At 69.1% G+C, this 14,434-nt stretch carries 16 protein-coding genes; 9 read left to right on the top strand and 7 right to left on the bottom strand.

Annotation, left to right across the window (positions count from 1 at the left end; all coding sequences use genetic code 11):
• The first annotated feature begins 51 nt into the window (after positions 1-51).
• Positions 52-1,137 carry a Gfo/Idh/MocA family protein gene (locus QNO11_RS05470; protein WP_257510093.1) on the top strand — a complete coding sequence of 362 codons (1,086 nt, stop codon included), beginning with the start codon at positions 52-54 and terminating at the stop codon, positions 1,135-1,137.
• On the opposite strand, the gene QNO11_RS05475 is transcribed toward QNO11_RS05470, so the two are convergent.
• Genes QNO11_RS05475 through QNO11_RS05485 form a run of 3 tightly spaced genes read right to left on the bottom strand, consistent with a single transcriptional unit; the run spans position 1,109 to position 3,440 of the window.
• Positions 1,109-1,543, bottom strand: a complete 435-nt coding sequence (locus QNO11_RS05475) for a type II 3-dehydroquinate dehydratase (RefSeq protein ID WP_257510092.1) — start codon at positions 1,541-1,543, stop codon at positions 1,109-1,111. The two genes, QNO11_RS05470 and QNO11_RS05475, sit on opposite strands and share 29 nt — an antisense overlap.
• A gap of 28 nt (positions 1,544-1,571) precedes the next feature.
• The gene (locus tag QNO11_RS05480) at positions 1,572-2,852 is read right to left on the bottom strand and encodes a TRAP transporter large permease (RefSeq protein WP_257510091.1); all 1,281 of its coding nucleotides are present in this window, start codon (positions 2,850-2,852) and stop codon (positions 1,572-1,574) included.
• A gap of 3 nt (positions 2,853-2,855) precedes the next feature.
• Complete coding sequence (locus tag QNO11_RS05485) at positions 2,856-3,440, bottom strand: TRAP transporter small permease (protein WP_257510090.1); 585 nt, start codon at positions 3,438-3,440, stop codon at positions 2,856-2,858.
• 236 nt (positions 3,441-3,676) lie between these two features.
• Here QNO11_RS05485 and QNO11_RS05490 point away from each other — a divergent pair, with 236 nt between their 5' ends.
• Positions 3,677-4,255, top strand: a complete 579-nt coding sequence (locus tag QNO11_RS05490; RefSeq protein ID WP_257510089.1) for an isochorismatase family protein — start codon at positions 3,677-3,679, stop codon at positions 4,253-4,255.
• 79 nt (positions 4,256-4,334) lie between these two features.
• Positions 4,335-5,156: a class II aldolase/adducin family protein gene (locus QNO11_RS05495; RefSeq protein ID WP_257510088.1), complete on the top strand. Its 822-nt coding sequence runs from the start codon at positions 4,335-4,337 to the stop codon at positions 5,154-5,156.
• Between the two features lie 37 nt (positions 5,157-5,193).
• Here QNO11_RS05495 and QNO11_RS05500 read toward each other — a convergent pair whose 3' ends face one another.
• On the bottom strand, positions 5,194-6,834 hold the full coding sequence (locus QNO11_RS05500; RefSeq protein ID WP_257510087.1) for an ABC1 kinase family protein: 1,641 nt from the start codon (positions 6,832-6,834) through the stop codon (positions 5,194-5,196).
• Here QNO11_RS05500 and QNO11_RS05505 point away from each other — a divergent pair.
• Both QNO11_RS05505 and QNO11_RS05510 read left to right on the top strand, forming a co-directional pair.
• Positions 6,781-7,764, top strand: a complete 984-nt coding sequence (locus QNO11_RS05505; RefSeq protein ID WP_257510086.1) for an alpha/beta fold hydrolase — start codon at positions 6,781-6,783, stop codon at positions 7,762-7,764. The genes QNO11_RS05500 and QNO11_RS05505 overlap by 54 nt on opposite strands.
• A 52-nt stretch (positions 7,765-7,816) precedes the next feature.
• Entirely contained in the window at positions 7,817-8,113 is a 297-nt protein-coding gene (locus QNO11_RS05510) for a DUF1905 domain-containing protein (protein ID WP_257510085.1), read from the top strand.
• An 8-nt stretch (positions 8,114-8,121) separates the two neighbouring features.
• Here QNO11_RS05510 and QNO11_RS05515 read toward each other — a convergent pair whose 3' ends face one another.
• Positions 8,122-9,450, bottom strand: coding sequence for an alpha-amylase family glycosyl hydrolase (locus tag QNO11_RS05515; RefSeq protein ID WP_257510084.1), 1,329 nt, complete (start codon positions 9,448-9,450; stop codon positions 8,122-8,124).
• A gap of 30 nt (positions 9,451-9,480) precedes the next feature.
• Positions 9,481-9,936 carry a hypothetical protein gene (locus QNO11_RS05520; protein ID WP_257510083.1) on the bottom strand — a complete coding sequence of 152 codons (456 nt, stop codon included), beginning with the start codon at positions 9,934-9,936 and terminating at the stop codon, positions 9,481-9,483.
• 146 nt (positions 9,937-10,082) lie between these two features.
• On the opposite strand from QNO11_RS05520, the gene QNO11_RS05525 reads away from it, so the two are divergent.
• Together QNO11_RS05525 and QNO11_RS05530 are read left to right on the top strand one after the other, a co-directional pair.
• Positions 10,083-11,186 carry a fatty acid desaturase family protein gene (locus QNO11_RS05525; protein ID WP_257510082.1) on the top strand — a complete coding sequence of 368 codons (1,104 nt, stop codon included), beginning with the start codon at positions 10,083-10,085 and terminating at the stop codon, positions 11,184-11,186.
• Between the two features lie 10 nt (positions 11,187-11,196).
• Entirely contained in the window at positions 11,197-11,889 is a 693-nt protein-coding gene (locus QNO11_RS05530; protein WP_257510081.1) for a M23 family metallopeptidase, read from the top strand.
• A gap of 14 nt (positions 11,890-11,903) precedes the next feature.
• Here QNO11_RS05530 and QNO11_RS05535 read toward each other — a convergent pair whose 3' ends face one another.
• Positions 11,904-12,704: an alpha/beta fold hydrolase gene (locus tag QNO11_RS05535; protein WP_257510080.1), complete on the bottom strand. Its 801-nt coding sequence runs from the start codon at positions 12,702-12,704 to the stop codon at positions 11,904-11,906.
• A gap of 37 nt (positions 12,705-12,741) precedes the next feature.
• Here QNO11_RS05535 and QNO11_RS05540 point away from each other — a divergent pair, with 37 nt between their 5' ends.
• Together QNO11_RS05540 and QNO11_RS05545 are read left to right on the top strand one after the other, a co-directional pair.
• The gene (locus QNO11_RS05540; RefSeq protein ID WP_257510079.1) at positions 12,742-13,140 is read left to right on the top strand and encodes a ribosomal maturation YjgA family protein; all 399 of its coding nucleotides are present in this window, start codon (positions 12,742-12,744) and stop codon (positions 13,138-13,140) included.
• A gap of 28 nt (positions 13,141-13,168) precedes the next feature.
• The gene (locus QNO11_RS05545; protein ID WP_257510078.1) at positions 13,169-14,164 is read left to right on the top strand and encodes an aldo/keto reductase; all 996 of its coding nucleotides are present in this window, start codon (positions 13,169-13,171) and stop codon (positions 14,162-14,164) included.
• Positions 14,165-14,434 lie beyond the last annotated feature (270 nt).

Raw genomic sequence — 14,434 nt, forward strand, 5'->3', positions numbered from 1 at the left:
GTCGCATACGCTGACCGCGACCGGTGGCTGTGCCGAGACGGGGGAGTGCCCATGAACAAGCTTGAGACCGCGCCCGTCCGCGTCGGAGTCATCGGCGTCGGGTTCATGGGCCGGCAGCATGTCGATTTCATTCGAGCGAATCCGGATGCCGAGCTGGCGGCGGTCGCCGATCCCGTCGCGGCGTCGGACGCGTTCGCGTGTCCGACGTACCCCGAGGCCGGCGCGATGCTGGAATCGGCCGACCTCGACGCCGTGATCATCGCCAACCCCAACGCGCTCCACGTCGACACCGCGATCGAGTGCCTCACCGCCGGCGTGGCAGTGCTGCTGGAGAAGCCGGTCGCTGTCGATTACGCGGAGGCACTGCGGCTGGTCGACGCGGTCGACCGGCTGCACGGGCGTCTGCTGGTCGGGCACCACCGGCGCCACCATCCGGCGGTCGCGCGTGCCCGCGCCGCGATCGGCGCAGGGGAGATCGGTCCCCTCGTCGCCGTGAGCGGGCTATGGTCCGCGCGCAAGGAGGACGCCTACTTCACCGACACCCCGTGGCACCGCCAACGCGGCGCCGGGGTGATGCTCATCAATCTCGTGCACGACCTCGATCTGCTGCGTCACCTGTGCGGCGAGGTCACCGAGGTCCACGCGATGGTGAGTTCGCACACCCGCAACCTCGACGTCGAAGACACCGCGTCGGTGAACCTGCGGTTCGACAACGGCGCCGTCGGCAGCTTCCTCGCGTCCGATGCGGGTGTCTCACCGTGGGGCTGGGATCAGTCCACCGAGGACACCCTGGAGTTCCCGTTCCTGCCGGACGGCTCTGCGTACCAGTTCGTCGGCACGCGGGGTGCGCTGTCGGTGCCGAACCTCGCGAAGTACTCATACGACCCGTCGGTGTCCGCCGACTGGCATTCGCCGCTGTCGCGCTCGTACCTGCAGGTGCCGCCGGCCGGGTCTTTCCGCCGTCAGCTCGCGCACTTCGTCGAGGTCGTGCGGGGGAACGCGGCCCCTCTCGTTTCGGCGGCGGATGCCGCTGGCACGCTGGCGCTCGTCGAGGCGGCGGCGCTGTCGGCACAGCGGGGCGAGACGGTGGACGTCGCGCGCTTCCGCGTCAGCCGGTCAGGCGATCTGCCGCTCTGATCGCCAGCTCGTACCCGAACACCCCTGCGCCGGCGATCACTGTGGTCGCGACGGTCGATACCAGCGAGTTCTGGTGCGCGGTGTCCCGGGCGTGGATGTTCGTGATGTGGATCTCCACGATCGGGGTGCGGAGCATCCGCAGGGCGTCGAGCACCGGGATCGACCGGAAGCTCAACCCTGCAGGGTTGATCACCACCGTGGCCCGCTCGTGGTAGGCATCCTGCAGCCAGTCGACCATCTGGTACTCGGCGTTGGTCTGCGCGAAGAAGAGGTCGAATCCCAGCTCGTCCGCGAGGCGGGTGCAGTCGTTGCGCACGTCGTCGAGGGTCGCGCTCCCGTACAGCTCGGGTTCGCGCTGGCCGAGCATGTTGAGGTTCGGGCCGTTCAGGACGAAGAGTTTCCTCATCGACGAGTCCTTTCAGGGAGACGGCGGGTCACATCAGCCCCAGCCACGTGGGCACGATCGTGACGATCGCAGGGAACAGCGTGAGCAGCAGCAGCACGACCCCGAGCGGAATCAGGAAGGGGAGGATGCCGCGGAAGAGCTCGCCCATGGGCCTGCGCGTGATGGAACCGACGACGAACAGCACAGCCCCCACCGGTGGTGTCAGCGACCCGATCATGAGGTTGAGGATCATGATGACGCCGAGGTGGACCGGGTCGATCCCGAAGGACGCGGCGATGGGCATGAGGATCGGGACGAGCACGAGGATCACCGGGGGTGCCTCGAGGAAGATGCCGAGGAGGATCAGCAGCACGTTCAGCAGCAGCAGGAAGACCACAGGGTTGTCGGTCAGGTTGCTGAGCCATTCGCCCAGGTTGCGTGAGACCTGCTCGCGGGCCAGGACCTGTCCCATGAGGTTGGAGGCGCCGAGGATCAGCAGGATGCCGCCGGAGATGATGACGGTCTCTTTCGACGCCCGCCAGAACACCTTGAAGGTGAGCGTGCGGTAGAACACTCCGAGCACCAGCATGTAGGCCGCGGCGATCCCGGCGCTTTCGGTGGGGGTGAACCAGCCGCTGAAGATGCCGCCCAGGATGATCACCGGCAGCATCATCGGCCCGAGCACTCTGACGACGGCCTTGCCCAGCATGGCACCGTCGAACGACCGGCTGACGGCTACCGCCGGGTGCAGCTTGACCCAGATGAAGACGTAGATGGCAAGTCCCAGCGCCATCAGCATCGCCGGCAGGATGGAGCCGGCGAACAGCGCACCGGTGGAGATCGTGGCGGTGGCGGCGAAGAGCACGGCGGGGATGCTCGGCGGCATGACCGTGCTCATGAGCGAGCCGGATGCCGTCAGCCCCGCGGAGAACCCGTAGGGGTAGCCGGCCTTGAGCATCTGCGGGATCTGCACCTTGCTGGTGGAGGCGGCGTCGGCGAGTGCGGAACCACTGATCCACGAGAAGCCGATCGCGGTGGCGAGGTTGACGTAGGCGAGGTTGCCGGGAAGCCGGGGGAGCAGCGCCCGGGCGAAGTCGTAGAGCCGGGTCGCGATGCCGAGGTGGTTTGCGACCGTCCCGACGAAGATGAACAGCGGCACGGCCAGCAGGGGGAAGCTGTTGATGCCGTTCACGATCGACGACATCGCGTAACCGGGGGACAGCCCCTGCGTGTAGAAGTACAGCATGCTCGCGGCGATCATCGCGAAGGCGACGGGCACGCGCAGCAGCAGGAAGACGACGAGAACGACGATGTACAGCCAGAGTTCCAAGGATCAGCCTTCCATCTCGGAGATGTTGAGCTGTCGCTCTGGGCGGTGGGCGTAGGGGATCTTCATGATCGAGTGGAATGCCGCCGACAGGAACCCGATGAGGGCGAAGACGTACAGCATGCCCAGCGGGATGTGCATCGCAGCGCTGGCGCGCGCCCACTCGATCTCGATCTTCACGAACGCCTCATAGGCGAGGGCGAGACTGGTGGCGGCCATGATGACGGCCGACACGATGCGCAGCGCGGTGAAGAGCTTCTTGCCGGCGAGCATCTGGTCGAACACCTCGATCACGATGTGACCGTTGCGCCCGACGAGGTAGCCGGTCGTGATGAACGTCATCGCGACCATGGCCAGCAGCGCCAGTTCACCGGCGCCGACCCAGCCGACCGCCGGGAAGTAGCGCCCCAGCACCTGGTACATCACACCGAAGAAGAGCAGGGCGAACAGTGTCACACCGATCGTGACCTCGACCGTGGAGAGGATCCGCATGAACCGAGGGTCCGGCGGCACCCCCTGATTCAGCTTCGGGATCGTGTAATAGGTGTTGGTGTTCCCGTAGATCGACTCTTCGGGCTCGTTCTGGGTCATTGCGTCACCGACGCGGTGTCAGGGAGCATTGCCAACCTCTCTGTTGGGGCGGTGGCGACGCTCACGCAGACGCGGCCACAACAGCACTCTGGATCCTTCGGTGTCGGCGCGCAAAGCCCTGTCTCGCCGAATGGGACGTTTCCCCGCCGGCCATCGACGCGGGATGTCCGGATCGCTCCGTTCGTTGGCGGCATTACGGCTTTCCGGGTCGGGCCGGTGACGCCAGGATGAGCCGCATGACACGCGAAACTGGCACCGCCCTCCTGGTGATCGACGCCCAGGAGTCCTTCCGGCAGCGGCCCGACGACTGGGCGGCGACGGCCAATCCGCTGCTACTGGCGAACATCGCACGGCTTGTCGACCATGCCCGCGCGGCGGGCGACATCGTCGCGTGGGTCACCCACTCCGAACCCGGCACGGGCGGGGTGTTCGACCCCAGCTCGGGATTCGTCCGGGTTTTCGCCGAACTCGACCCCCGCGACGACGAGATCCAGGTCACCAAGACGACCGTCAATGCCTTCACCTCGACGGACCTGCAGCACCAGCTCACGGCGCGGGGTGTGCGGCGGGTGGTGATCTGCGGCATCCGCACCGAGCAGTGCTGCGAGACCACGGCGCGGGTGGCCGGCGACCTCGGATTCGACGTGGAGTTCGTCACGGATGCCACGACGACCTCCGCGATCGGGGCCGGGCCGGGCTACGGCGCGGTGTCCGGTGAGGAACTGATGCGCCGCACCGAGAGCGTCCTGGGAGCGCGGGGGTTCGCGACCATCGTGACGACGGCCGAGCGGACGGCACGCTCGGTCGCGGCCTGAACAGAAACTCTGTTGACAGTGTGGTCTGACCATACGTATTCTTGAAACGATTCATTTCCGATCGTCACGAGGAGTCAGCATGGGCATCGATCGTCCGACCATCGAGGAATACCTCGCCAACGTGGGCGCGGCCGGACACCGGATCTGCGAGATCGACGCCAGCGAAGCGGGTGCGGGCAACATCTCCCTCTGCCTGGACGAGCTGCCGCGCGTGCGGCAGATCTTTCCGATCTCGGAGCGGATCGAGCTGCCCTTGCCGGCACCCGCGCTGGCTGGTCGGACGCTCCTGGTCACCGGATCAGGCCGGCGCCTGCGGCAGATCGCCGAGAACCCGCTCGCGGCCATCGCCGCGGTGATCGTGGAGCCCGGCGGTACCCACGCCGAGATGCTCACGTCCCCGCAGCGTCAGTTCGCGGCCCTCACCAGTGAGTTCAACTCGCACCTGGCCGTGCACGATGACCAGGTCGGCCGGCGCAACCTGCCCTTCCACGCGGTCGTGCACGCGCAGCCGCCGCACCTGACCTACCTCAGCCACATCCCGCTGTACCGGGACACCGAGGCGATGAACCGCCGCATCCTGCGGTGGGAGCCCGAGTCGATCGTCGCCCTTCCGGACGGCATCGGCGTGCTGGAGTTCATGGTCCCGGGGTCGGCAGAGCTGATGGATGCCAATGTCCGGGGGCTGCGCGACTTCGAGATCGTGCTGTGGAGCAAGCACGGCGTGATGGCCCGCTCGGACCTGTCGGTCACGCGCGCGGTCGACCGGGTCGAGTACGCCGAGACCGGCGCCAAGTACGAGTACATGAACCTCACCGGCGGAGGTCAGGCAGAAGGACTCAGCACAGCAGAGATCCGCGCGGTGGCGGACGCGTTCGGTGTGGCATCCCGCTGGATCTCCTAGTCACCCGCACCGCTGGGACGGCCGGCGCGCTCCTTCGCTACCGGCGACGCCGCGCCGTCCACAGCAGGTAGCCGCTCAGGGTCGTGAACGTCGCGATGCCGGTGCCCGTCAGCGCGCCCTTCCAGGTGCGCAGCCTGCTGTCCCGGGCGATCACCTGACCGAGACCGTTGATGAGTGCGGCCGTGATGATTCCGGCGACCAGCCGATTCCCGATCCGCTCCGCGCGTCCGACCAGCGGATCCAGCTCTGCCGCCCGGAGGTGCACTTCGATGCCGTTGTGATCCATCACTTCCAGCAGCCGTCGCAGCCGCGTCGGCAGCTCGAGCAGCAGTTCGCCCGCGTCGATCGAGGCGCGCCCGATCCGCTTGGTCACCGCGGCCAGGGACAATCGGCGTTGGATGAGGCGCCGAGCGAACGGGGTGAGCACCGAGTTCAACTCGAAGGTCGGGTCCAGTTGCACGCCCACGCCTTCGATCACCAGCAGCGCCCGGACGACAAGGGAGACCTCCTGCGGGAGCTGCAGATGGTGCTCCCGCAGCACCCGAAGCAGATCGGTCGCCAGCGTCGTGAAGTGGATCTCGCCGAGCGTTCGGTCCGAGAACTCGCCGAACAGTGATGACATTGCAGCGCGAAGCGCGCGTCGGTCCACCGAGCCCTGCGCGACCGAGAGGTTGATGACGGCGCTCGCGAGGCCGTCTGAATTCCGGGTGGCGGCGGCGATGAAGACGTCGGCGAGCCCGTCCTGCAGTTCTTCCGTGATCTCGCCCACCATGCCGAAGTCGATGAGCGCGACCGAGTCCGGACGGACGAATGCGTTGCCGGGATGCAGATCGGCGTGGAAGAAGCGGTGCTCGAAGATCATCGACAGCACGATGTCCGCCCCGGTGACGGCCACTTCCCGACGGTCGATCCCTGCGGCATCCAGCGCTTCTCGGTCGCTGACCTTGATGCCGGTCATCCGTTCCATCGTCAGGACGCGGGAGGTCGTGGTCTCCCAGTAGACGCGCGGGATGACCACGTCGGACCGGTCGGCGAAGTCGGCCGCGAACCGTTCGGCGTTGCGCGCCTCGCGCAGGTAGTCCAGCTCCGCGCGCAGCGTCTCGGAGAACTCCCTCGCGATCCCGGGAACGTCATAGGTGCGCGCGGGCTCCCACGCACGGGCCGCGCGTGCGGCGAGGTTGTTCAAGATCTCGAGGTCCTCCTGCACCTGCCGCACGACCTCGGGGCGGCGCACCTTCACCACGACGGACGTGCCGTCGGCGAGCGTCGCGGCATGCACCTGACCGATCGACGCGGATGCCATCGGCGTCCACTCGAACGAGGCGAAGAGGTCTTCGGGGTCGGCACCGAGTTCCTGCCGGATCGTCTCGCGGATCTGCTCGTCGGGAACCGGAGGGGCGGCATCCTGCAGCTTCGACAGCTCCGAGATGTAGGCCGGCGGCAGCAGGTCGGGGCGAGTGGAGAGCAACTGCCCGAGCTTGATGAACGTGGGGCCGAGATCCTCGAGCACCAGGCGCACCCGCTCGGCGGTGTTGGCCGGCTCGTCGGCGCTGCCTGGCGCTGTGCGGTAGCGGGCGGGCAGCCACCGCGTGACCCCGATCTGCGCGCCGAGGAAACCCAGCCCGTGCCGAGCAAGCGTGTCGGCGATCTCCTGGTACCTGCCGAGAGGTGGCTGCATCGCCCCATCATCCCGACCGCCGTGGGAGCGGACAAGGGCGGGCGCGCCCCGGGCATGCCGTGGCGCCGCGCCGCGATGCTCGCGATGATGATCTCGACCCGGATGGGGCAGGAGGCCGTGACCGTGACGAGGATCTCGAAGACCGACGAGGGGGCGTGGCCGCCGGGGCTGGCCTACTTTCGGGTCGGTGCCGGGGCGCCGCTGCTGTTCCTGCCGGGCCTGTCCGGCGAGCCCGATACGCCGAGCGGACTGGATCTGACCCTGCAGCTGCATCTGCTCACGCCGTTTGCACGCAGCCGTGAGGTGATCTGGGTCAATCGTCGGCGGGGACTGGCGCCCCCCGCGACGATGGCGCCGATCGCTGCCGACTTCGCCACGGTCATCCGCGAGCGGCTGCCCCCACCGGTGGACGTCATCGGAGTGTCCACCGGCGGCAGCGTCGCCCTGCAGCTCGCCGTGGACCACCCGGAACTCGTCCGCCGGCTCGTGGTCGTCTCCGCCGCCCATCGGCTGAGCGATAACGGCCTGCGGGTGCAGCGCGAGATCGCGGCCGCCGTGCGCTCAGGCCGGCCCCGGCGGGCGGGGGCCGTCGGCGTCGCCGCGATGGCCGCGACCGGGCTGGGCGCTCTCGTGCTGGGCGCAGGGGGCTGGGTGATGGGGCGGCGCACTTTCGGGAACGCCGGCCCAGATCTGCTGGCCATGCTCGACGCCGAAGACGATTTCGACCTCCAGCCGCAGCTCGGCAGGATCACCGCTTCCAGCCTCGTGATCGGTGCCGAGAAGGACCGGTACTACACGCCCCGGTTGTTCCGCGACACCGCCGCTGGCATCCCGGACGCCCGATTGATCCTGTACCCGCGGATCGGGCACATGGGAACGACGCTGCAGCGGCGCTTCCCCCGCGACGTGCTGTCGTTTCTGGAAGCGTGAGGGTGCCGGGCGGGCGGATGCCGGCATCCGTCGCCTGAGGCAGAGTGGTGTCATGCACATCGAGTTCGAGTCGGTCGTGTTCCGATGGACGGCGCGGCCCGAGGCATGGTTGTTCGCGGACGTACCCGAGGAGCTGAGTGAGGACATCAGCGAGCTCACGGCGCCCTTCGCGCGCGGGTTCGGCTCGGTGCGCGTCGAGGCGTCGGTCGGTGGGACGACCTGGCGCACCTCGATCTTCCCCAGTTCGTCGGGCCGGTACTGGTTGCCGCTCAAGCGCGCCGTTCGTGAGGCCGAAGCCCTCGTCGAGGGCGGCCCCGTGACGGTGAGTCTGCGGGTGCTCGACGTCTGAGGCCGGTGCTACTCGGCGATGACCCACCCCTGCGGGGGGAGCGTCAGCGTCGAGTCGCCGAGGTCCCCTTGACCGATCAGCACGGTGCGAGCGCCGGCCGCCGAGACGGTGACGGGAGTGGCTGCGAGATTGAGCGCGCACACCACGGAACCATCAGGTGTCGCGGTCCGCAGCACGATCGACCCGTTGTCGACCTCCACCACGTCGGTGGCGGCCTCATGCAACCACGGTCGCTGTCGGCGCAGCGCAATCATCGCCTCGGTGAGATGCAGCGTGTCCGCGGCCCACGGGTCGAGCGTCTCGACCGCGGGCGGAGACGCGGGGAACTCGGGCCGGATCGCGTCATCGCCGCCGAAGCGCTCCTCCTTCACGGCGTGATACCCGTACTCGTCGCCGGCATAGATCGCCGGGGTGCCGGCGACCGTGAAGAGCACAGCGAGCGCATGCGGGACGAACGCGTCGCCGACCGCCGTGGCCACTCGGGTCACGTCGTGATTGCCGACGAAGGTGCTCGGGACCATGGTGGTGAGCAGAGCGGTGTGACGGCGGACCGCGTGCGCGAGTTCGTGGAGGTTGCGGTCGGCGATGCTGTGCCAGATGCCCTGCCACAGTTCGTACTGGGTGAGCGAATTGATCGTCGATTCTCGGACTATCGCGGCCTGATCGCCGTGAATGACCTCGCCGGTGAACCACGCATCGGGGTGGCGTTCGCGCACTCGCGGCAGAACCGCGGCCCAGAACGACGGGGGAACGGCGTATGCGGCGTCCAGGCGCCACCCGTCGATGCCGCGGTCCAGCCAGTAGGTCATGACATCCACGACGAGGTCGACGACGCGGGGCGAGTCGTGCCGCAGCGCCACGAGTTGTTCATGGCCCTCGAAGACATCGGCATCCACGGTGTCGCCCTCGTGCCAACCGTCCCAGTTCACTCGGAACAGGTCCGCGCTGTCGGCATCCGGTCCCTGCTCCTGAAGCGCCCGGAAGAGCGGGTGCTCTCGCCCGACATGGTTGAACACGCCGTCCAGAAGCACGCGGATGCCGCGGTCGCGTGCGTGCCCGATGAGTCGCACGAGGTCGTTCTCGTCGCCGAGGCGAGGGTCGATGCGGAAGTAGTCGACGGTGTCGTACCCGTGGGTGGATGAGGCGAAGACCGGCCCGAGCTGCAGGCCGTTGAGGCCGAGCTGCTGCACGTGGTCGAGCCACGCTTCTATGCGGTCGATCCGGTGAATCACCGGCTGCTCGGCCGGCGGCAGGGTCTGGGGCGCGCCGACGAATCCGAGGGGATAAACGTGCCACCACATGGCATGACGGACCCAGAGGGGATCGATGGAACGCATACTTCCACGCTACCCGCGGCGCTCGGCCACTCAGCGCCGGGCGTCCACCTCGCGGGCGATGATCAGCGCCGCCGGGATGTGGCCGGCCGCCAGGATCACGGCGCTCAACGCGAGCCACCCGTTGCTCAGCCACACGGACGCGGCGAGGAACACCGTCACCGGAAAGAAGGCCATCGGCACGGGCAGACCCCACAGCGGCCGGTACAGCGCGGTACCCGAGCGGCCGCCCGCGAGGTAGCGGCCCCACAGCGCGTAGTAGGCGGCGAGCGCGGCAAGCGCCGGCACGACCCAGCCCCAGCGCAACGCCCCGGGCTCGGTGATCGCCGGCACCACGAGGCACAGCGCCTGTCCCGCGCGCTCGAGCCACTCGAGCGCACGCGGCACCCTCACCGGTGTGAGCGGCGGGTGCGGCGGGAGCCACAGCATCAGCAGATTCGGTGCGAGCACGGCGACGGCGACGATCAACCCCAGCGGCGAGAACCCCACTCTCGAACGCTATCGAGGTTGAAGCTGTGAGGCATCCAGAATCTGCGCGTAGCCTGCCAATATCAACTGGACCGCACGGATGCGCAACGCCGGCTGGATGAAGGCGCCCACCGCGACCGGAGCATTGCTGCGAGAGCAGGTAGGCCATGAACGAGATCCGCGCCACCGGACCCGCCCGTTCACCGTCCGGGGTGAAGCGTGAGGGTCCGAGCGAGTTCACCGGCCTGGCGCAGATCATCCGCGACAGTGGCCTGCTGCGACGACGGTACGGCTACTACTGGGCGAAACTCATCGCGGCGCCGGTCGTGCTGGGTCTGTGCCTGACCGCCTTCGTCTGGATCGGTGACACCTGGTGGCAGATGTTCACCGCCGCCGTGCTCGGGATCGTGCTGACCCAGATCGCGTTTCTCGGACACGATGCCGCGCACCGCCAGATCTTCGTCTCGGGCAAGTGGAACGACTGGGCATGCCTGGTGATCGGCGACCTGCTCGTCGGCATGAGCTACGGGTGGTGGCAGCACAAGCACACCCGGCATCACGCCAACCCGAACAAGCTGGGCGCCGACCCTGACATCGAGCTGCCCGTCATCGTCGTGACAGCCGAAGCGGCCGCGGTGCCGCGCCCGGCGGTCATCTCCTGGCTGCGCAGCCACCAGGGCCTGTTCTTCTTCCCGATCCTGCTGCTGGAGGGCATCTCGCTGCACGCCTCCGGGGTGCGCCGCGTCTTCGTGCGCGAGCACTTGAACCGTCGCTGGGTGGAGATCGGCTTCATCGGCATCCGGCTGATCGGCTACGGGGTCCTGGTGTTCTTCGTGCTGTCGCCGGGGGTCGCGGTGGCGTTCCTTGCCGTGCAACTGGGGGTGTTCGGGTTCTACATGGGCGCGTCGTTCGCCCCGAACCACAAGGGCATGCCGATCGTCCCCCGCGACATGACCCTGGACTTCCTCCACCGCCAGGTGACGATGAGCCGCAACATCCGCGGCAGCCGGGTGCTGGACACCGTGATGGGCGGGCTCAACTACCAGATCGAGCATCACCTGTTCCCGTCGATGCCCCGCCCCCACCTGCGGGCCGCCGCCCCGATGATCGCCGCGTACTGCCGGGAGCACGACATCCCCTACACGCAGACCGGCCTGTTCAGCTCGTACGCGATCATCGTCCGCTACATCAATCGCGTCGGGCTGGGGGAGCGGGATGTGTTCACCTGCCCGCTCGTGGACCAGCGCCGCCACCTCACCGCCGGCGGCTGAGCGTGTGGCGATGGTCGCACCGGTGCTGATGACACTGCCCTTCGCGGGCCGGTGGCTCGTGCAGAACAGCCCCGCCCGGCGCGACCCGAGCCACGGGGTCGACGTGTTCGGGCAGCGGTACGCGATCGACTTCGTCGAGGTGGACGAGCGGGGACGTACCGCCGCGACGCAGGACTGGCGGACGCTTCTCGCGACCGAACCGCCCGAGCGGTTCTCTGCCTTCGGAACGCCACTGTCGGCACCGGTCGCCGGAGTTGTCGTCGCCGTCCACGACGGCGAGCCCGACCACGAGGCCCGGCGGTCGCAGTTCGCGCTGATCCGGTATGCCGCCGGTCAGGCCGGGCGGCTGCGCGAGGGGCCGCACGCGGTGGCGGGAAACCACGTGATCCTGCGCGACCGGGTGAGCGGAATGCTCGTGGCGATGGTGCACCTGCGGGCCGGATCGCTGCGCGTCGGTGCCGGCGACGAGGTGGCGGTGGGGGACCCGGTCGCGCAGTGCGGCAACTCCGGCAACTCGACCCAGCCGCACCTGCACGTGCAGGCCATGGACAGTGCCGACCTCCGCGTCGCCCGCGGGGTGCCGATCGCGTTCACCGGGTACCGCCAGTGGGGCCCGGGCCGGCGCGGTGTCGTGCGAGAGGTGGATGCCGGCATCCCCGACGAGGGTGCGGTCGTCGCTGCCAGCGGCATCCACCCGGTGTGACCGCGCGCGCGGGCTCATCGCGATGAGGAGAGGAACTCGACGCCCGCCTGGCGGAACGCCCGCGACCCGGGCGCGTTGATGTGGTTTCGGCCGGGAATCTCCACGAACGTGCCGTGCGGCGCGACGCCCGCCAGGCGCCGCGACTGCTCCAGGATCGGGTCCTCGGTGCCGGTGGCGAACAGCACCGGCTGCGCGGGCGGCGACGCCGGGTCGGGATCGCTCTCGCCCAGTCGCATGCCTTCGGCCAGTGCGACCAGTGCGCGCAGGTCGTTCGTCGGCACTCGCTCGGCCAGCGCGACGTACCGCTGGGTGACGGCATCCTCCACCGGGCGACCCTCGTCGAGGTAGGCCCGCACCTGCGCGATCTGCATGCGCGCGAGTGGCCGGCCATCGGGGATGCCGCCCAGCACCGCCCGCTCGATGCGCGTCGGCGCGTCGACCGCGGTCTGCCAGCCGACGCGCCCGCCGAGTGAATAGCCGACGTAGCGCACCGTGTCGAGCAGGTAGGTGTCGAGCACGTTGAGGAGGTCGGAGACGAGGCTCGTCATCTCGTACGCGGTGGCCAGGTGCGGCTTGTCGCTGGCGCCGTGTCCGCGCTGATCGACCGCGAGCACGTGCAGCCCCGCCTGCAGCAGATCCCGCACCCACCCGGTGTTCACCCAGTTGTCGCGGGTGCTGGAGCCGAACCCGTGCACGCACAGCACCGTCGGCGCCGCCTCGTCGCCCCACGTGTAGGTGGCGAGCCGGTCGCCGTCGGCGGTCATGACGAACTGCGGCTCGGGCATGCGGGTCAGTGCGTTGAGCGCGGCATCCATGCTCCGATCCTCTCGCATCGGCCGATACAGTGACCGGATGCCGCGCCCCGCCCGCCGTCGCCTCGTCGCCGCCGTCCTGCTCGCAGCGACCATCGCCGCGGGCCTGGCGGTGCACCGCTGGGCACCGGACGTCGCGGCATCCGACATCGCCGGCGATGTGCTCTACGCGCTCGCCGCCTACGTCGGACTGGTGCTGCTGTTCCCGAAGCCGCGCCCGTGGGTCGTGGGGTTCGTCGCGGTGACGTGGTGCGTGGCGGTGGAGTTGTTCCAGCTCACCGGCGTGCCCGAGCGCATCGGGGCGGCGCTGCCGCCCGCGATGCTGCTGCTGGGAACCGTGTTCGACGTGCGCGACCTGGTGGCATATGTGCTCGCGATCATCGTCGCCGCCGCTGTGGACACCGCGCTGGTCGGGCGTGTGGCGACGCGGGCGACGTGACATCCTGGATTCCTACGAAGGAGTCCCCATGCAACACCGTCCCCTCGGACGCACCGGACGCGCAGTCTCGGCGATCGGTCTCGGTACCTGGCAGCTCGGCGCCGATTGGGGCGATGTCTCCGAAGCCGACGCGCGCGCTGTGCTCGCGGCATCCGCCGACAGCGGTGTCACGCTCTTCGATACCGCCGACGTCTACGGCGATGGCCGCAGCGAGACGATCATCGGCGGGTTTCTCGCCGAGCGTGCCGGCCACGGCATCACCGTGGCCACCAAGATGGGCCGGCGCATGGCGCAGGAACCCGCCAACTACACGCCGGAGAACTTCCGCGCCTGGACCGAACGCTCGCGTCGCAACCTCGGCGTCGACACGCTTGACCTCGTGCAGCTGCACTGCCCGCCCACAGAAGTGATCGAGGCGGATGCCACGTACGACGCGCTCGACGCGCTGGTGGCATCCGGTGCCATTGCCGCCTACGGCGTGTCGGTGGAGACGTGCGCGCAGGCGCTCGCCGCGATCGCGCGGCCGCACGTGACGAACGTGCAGATCATCGTCAATCCGTTCCGGTTGAAGCCGCTCGACGAGGTTCTGCCGGCGGCGGCGGATGCCGGTGTCGCGATCTTCGCCCGCGTGCCGCTGGCATCGGGTCTGCTCAGCGGCAAGTACACCGCCACGACGGCGTTCGCCGCCGACGACCACCGTTCGTTCAACCGCCACGGCGAGGCCTTCGACCGCGGTGAGACGTTCTCCGGCGTCGACTACGAAACCGGCATCGCCGCTGCCGCCGAGCTGGCTGCCGCCCTGCCCGAGGGCGTCTCGCTGCCGGCGGCCTCGCTGGCGTGGGTCGCGTCGCGCCGCGGCGTGACGAGCGTCATCCCCGGCGCCCGCACCGTGGCGCAGGCCACCGCGAACGCCGATGCGGCGGCGCTCCTCGAGCCCGGCGCCTTCGACCTGGACGCGTTCGACGCCGTCGTGCGGGACGTCTACGACCGGAGCCTGCGGGCAGACATCCACCCGCTCTGGTAGCCCGCCGCGCGCGGGGCTCGGCGCCCCGCGGCATCCTTCGGTCGTCGCAAACATCCCCTGCGCCCGGGTTCCGGGGCCCTTTGCGACGACTGAGCGCGCGCCGCGGGGATTCGGTCGTCGCAAACGACCCCTGAACCACGCGCGCAGGGGCATGTGCGACGACCGAGCGAGGTGGATGCCGAGCCCGCGCTTGACCTGGAGCGCGCTCCAGGTGGAAACCTCGCGGGCATGGAAACGACGAGGACCCCCGCTGCTGCGGGGCAGCGGCCC

The sequence above is a fragment of the Microbacterium sp. zg-B96 genome (genome assembly GCF_030246865.1).
In the GTDB taxonomy this organism is placed as follows: domain Bacteria; phylum Actinomycetota; class Actinomycetes; order Actinomycetales; family Microbacteriaceae; genus Microbacterium.

Excerpts from the sequence above, each read along its gene's own strand:
- QNO11_RS05500 (WP_257510087.1), bottom strand. The coding sequence starts at position 6,834 with ATGCAGCCACCTCTCGGCAGGTACCAGGAGATCGCCGACACGCTTGCT.
- QNO11_RS05485 (WP_257510090.1), bottom strand. The coding sequence starts at position 3,440 with ATGACCCAGAACGAGCCCGAAGAGTCGATCTACGGGAACACCAACACC.
- QNO11_RS05495 (WP_257510088.1), top strand. The coding sequence starts at position 4,335 with ATGGGCATCGATCGTCCGACCATCGAGGAATACCTCGCCAACGTGGGC.
- QNO11_RS05490 (WP_257510089.1), top strand. The coding sequence starts at position 3,677 with ATGACACGCGAAACTGGCACCGCCCTCCTGGTGATCGACGCCCAGGAG.
- QNO11_RS05525 (WP_257510082.1), top strand. The coding sequence starts at position 10,083 with ATGAACGAGATCCGCGCCACCGGACCCGCCCGTTCACCGTCCGGGGTG.
- QNO11_RS05515 (WP_257510084.1), bottom strand. The coding sequence starts at position 9,450 with ATGCGTTCCATCGATCCCCTCTGGGTCCGTCATGCCATGTGGTGGCAC.
- QNO11_RS05545 (WP_257510078.1), top strand. The coding sequence starts at position 13,169 with ATGCAACACCGTCCCCTCGGACGCACCGGACGCGCAGTCTCGGCGATC.
- QNO11_RS05470 (WP_257510093.1), top strand. The coding sequence starts at position 52 with ATGAACAAGCTTGAGACCGCGCCCGTCCGCGTCGGAGTCATCGGCGTC.
- QNO11_RS05510 (WP_257510085.1), top strand. The coding sequence starts at position 7,817 with ATGCACATCGAGTTCGAGTCGGTCGTGTTCCGATGGACGGCGCGGCCC.
- QNO11_RS05535 (WP_257510080.1), bottom strand. The coding sequence starts at position 12,704 with ATGGATGCCGCGCTCAACGCACTGACCCGCATGCCCGAGCCGCAGTTC.
- QNO11_RS05530 (WP_257510081.1), top strand. The coding sequence starts at position 11,197 with ATGGTCGCACCGGTGCTGATGACACTGCCCTTCGCGGGCCGGTGGCTC.
- QNO11_RS05540 (WP_257510079.1), top strand. The coding sequence starts at position 12,742 with ATGCCGCGCCCCGCCCGCCGTCGCCTCGTCGCCGCCGTCCTGCTCGCA.
- QNO11_RS05475 (WP_257510092.1), bottom strand. The coding sequence starts at position 1,543 with ATGAGGAAACTCTTCGTCCTGAACGGCCCGAACCTCAACATGCTCGGC.